The sequence below is a fragment of the Roseovarius sp. genome (assembly GCF_018066915.1).
Taxonomy (GTDB): Bacteria; Pseudomonadota; Alphaproteobacteria; order Rhodobacterales; family Rhodobacteraceae; genus Roseovarius.
Window position 1 is genome coordinate 1 of sequence record NZ_JAGPVV010000273.1, and the last position, 3,374, is coordinate 3,374.

At 63.3% G+C, this 3,374-nt stretch carries 3 protein-coding genes; 2 read left to right on the plus strand and 1 reads right to left on the minus strand.

From position 1 onward, the window contains the following. Together KBT70_RS15190 and KBT70_RS15195 are read left to right on the plus strand one after the other, a co-directional pair. The coding region (locus KBT70_RS15190; protein ID WP_296635666.1) for an FGGY-family carbohydrate kinase at positions 1–966 on the plus strand (966 nt) is incomplete at its 5' end. A gap of 138 nt (positions 967–1,104) precedes the next feature. Continuing rightward, complete coding sequence (locus tag KBT70_RS15195) at positions 1,105–2,334, plus strand: glycosyltransferase (protein WP_296635669.1); 1,230 nt, start codon at positions 1,105–1,107, stop codon at positions 2,332–2,334. Positions 2,335–2,405: 71 nt separating this feature from the next. Here the strand turns inward: KBT70_RS15195 and KBT70_RS15200 are convergent. After that, positions 2,406–3,374: DMT family transporter (locus tag KBT70_RS15200; RefSeq protein ID WP_296635672.1), on the minus strand; the 969-nt coding region annotated here is incomplete at its 5' end.

Below are 3,374 nucleotides of genomic sequence, written 5' to 3' on the forward strand. Positions count from 1 at the left end.
GCCGTCCATGCCACCGACGCCACCAATGCCGCGCGCACCCTGCTTTATGACATCCGCAAGGGGCGGTGGAGCGCGACCATCTGCGACCTTCTGGGCATCCCCATGCAGATGCTTCCGCAAGTGCGCGACAGCGCCGATGACTATGGCCACACGCGCGCCGATCTCTTTGGCCGTGAAATCCCCATTCGCGGTGTCGCGGGCGATCAGCAGGCGGCCACCGTGGGGCAGGCGTGCTTCAAGCCGGGAATGCTCAAATCCACTTATGGCACCGGCTGCTTTGCGCTCCTCAACACCGGCGACACGCCGGTTGTGTCGCAAAACAGGCTGCTGACCACCATTGCCTATCAATTGGACGGCAAGCCCACCTATGCGCTCGAAGGCTCGATCTTTGTCGCAGGGGCCGTGGTGCAATGGCTGCGCGACGGGCTCAAGATGATCCGTCACGCAAGCGAAACGCAACCTCTCGCTGAAAAGGCCGATCCCAATCAGACTGTCGTTCTGGTGCCTGCCTTTACCGGGCTTGGCGCGCCCTATTGGCGGCCAGAGTGTCGCGGCGCGATCTTTGGCCTCACGCGCAGCACCGGCCCTGCCGAGCTTGCCCGCGCGGCGCTCGAAAGTGTGGGCTTTCAGACCCGCGATCTCTTGCGCGCGATGCGTGATGACTGGGCTGGGCACGGGGCCGAGGCGGTGTTGCGGGTGGATGGGGGCATGAGCGCCTCTGACTGGGCGATGCAGTTTCTCTCAGACATCATCGACGCGCCGGTGGACCGGCCAGAGGTGCTCGAAACCACGGCCCTCGGGACGGCGTGGCTGGCGGGGATGCACATCGGACTTTACCCCGATCAGGCCGGATTTGCCGCGACCTGGGCGCTGGAGCGACAGTTTCTGCCCCAGATGTCGGCCGAACTGCGCAGCGCCAAAGTCGCAGGCTGGACGCGTGCCGTTGAGGCGACACTCGCCTTTTAGGTGTTGACACGCAGAGCAAAGATTACAGTAATTCACGAGAGATTTTACTCTCGTGACACGTCTTATGTTGTGATCAAGGCCGTCAAAGATTAGGTTACATACAAAGTAATGTAGACACCCGCCGCCGAAGGAGCCCCCATGACCACCCCGGTCAGCGTCATTGTCCCGGCCCGAAACGAGGCGCAGACCATCGCCCGCGTGGTGTCGGTTCTGGCGGATATGCCGGATGTGGGCGAGGTTGTAGTGATCGACAACGGCTCTACCGATGCGACGGCGGACTTGGCGCGTGGGGCCGGTGCGACCGTCATATCCGAGGCGCAGACCGGCATGGGCCATGCGGTGCGCGCCGGCATCTCCGCCGCGCGCCACGACTGGGTGATGAAGGTCGATGCCGACCTCGACAGGTTCGACACCGATCTTTTTGCCCGTATGCCCGCCGCCCGCGCCCCCGGTGTGGGGCTGATCAAGGGCGCGTGGAACGATCCCGCCGACAATATGCCGATGACGCGCCTTTTGGTGCGCCCCGCGCTGCATCAGATGTTTCCGGGCCTTGCGCACCTGCGCGCGCCCAACTCGGGGCTCTATGCCTTTAACCGCTCATTGATCGCCTATGACGGGCTGGCCACTGATTACGCGGTCGATCTCGATATCATGCTGCGCGTGCATGCGGCGGGGCATACCGTGGCCGAGGTGGATATCGGCCGCATTGTCCACGACACCCGCGATGTCACGCATTACAATGGCATGGCCGAGCAGATCTTTGCCTTTTTCCTCAGCCGCCAGCCCCGGATGTTGACCCGCGAGATGGTCGTATTGGCGCAGGATGGCGCGCAGGTGATCCATCATGCCCTCGGGGCTATCGGCCACCGCCTTGCGGCGGGCGTGCGCGTGACGGTCTATCTCGAGGATTGGACCGCACTTGGCTCGCGCGTGCTGCGCGACCTGCTTGGGGCCTCTCCCACCGCCCGCGTTCTGCCACTTGAGGAGGCCGTGACGTTTACGCCGCATGGCAATGCCACCGGGCTTTGCGTGCTGGCACCCTATCCGCGCGCCGGGGGGGGCGCGGCGCTCTCTGAGGCGGTGACGCTGTTCGAGGCCAATCACGACCAACTGCCGGGCGCGCTCTGGCTGATGCCGGTCCATGACGCCGGGCGCGAGATTACCGGCTTTGCCCCCGACATGCTGCCCGAGGTGGCGGATGGTCTGTCCCTCAAGCAAGTGGCACTCGAGGCGCTGGGGGCTGCCGTCCCGCTGCCTGCCGGTCTTGGCCGGGAACTCTTTCAGAGCTATGCCTCCCTGCCGGACGCGCTGCGCCCTGGGTTTGGGCCGCTCGCCAGTCGTCGGCAGCCCTCCGTCGGCAATTTCTGAAACAGCAGGTCGAGGATAGAATACCAAAACGCCCCGTCATAAGCGGGGCGCTTTTCGTCGCTCTCACGCGCTCATGCGCCCTTGAAGTTCACTTCACCCTCATGTTCCAGCGCGCGCTCCTGCGCCTGTTTGCGCATGGCGGAATCCTCGCGGTGGCGGCGGCGCATACGGCCGTATTGGCCAATGCCCACCGCCAAGAGGATGATCGCCCCGCCGGGGATCAGCCCCGGTCCGGGGTCTTCACCCAGCATCACCATCGCAATCAGGATCGCCGCCAGTGGCGAAAATGACGTGGCCAGCGACACATCACCCGAGCGCGCGTATTTCAACCCGAGCGCCCAGGCAAACTGCCCGCCAATCACCACGATCACCGCGTAGATCCAGACCCATTTCCAGACCACAGGGTGCAACACATCCATGAAATGGTTCGGGCCAAAGAGATAAAGCGCAACAAAGAAATAGAATGTCGTGCCGACGGCGGTGCGGTAGATGGCGAAGATCCCCATCGGGATGCCGCGCAGCCCGGTGCGCGCGATGAGCGTCGAGGCGATATAGGACAGCGTGGCCAAGAGTGCGCCAATCTCACCCTTGCCAAGGTCGAGCATCGTGCCCGCATTGTTCATCAGGATCATCACCGCCGCGCCGCAGAGCGCCACCAGACCGGCGACAAAGGCCCAAGGCTCGAACTCTTCGCGCAAGAACAGCCATGTTGCCAGCACAAAGAGTGGCGGCTCGATCCGACCCATCAGCACGACATTGGTCACGGTCGTATGTTCCAGCGCGTAAAAGAACAGCCCCGGCGTGAGCGCCGAGGAAAAGAAGGCCGATAGCGTCAGGATGGCCCAGTGTTTCCTGGTCAGGGCGCGCAGGTTATCCCACGTCCAGTCCCGCCAGAACATGATGACCATCGGCACCATCGACATGAGCGAGCCAACAAACAGCAGGTTGCAATAGGTGATGACATTGCGCCCCATCACACGGTTTTGCGATCCGATATCCGCAAGCAGCGAGACAAGCGAATTCGACGAGGCATAGATCAG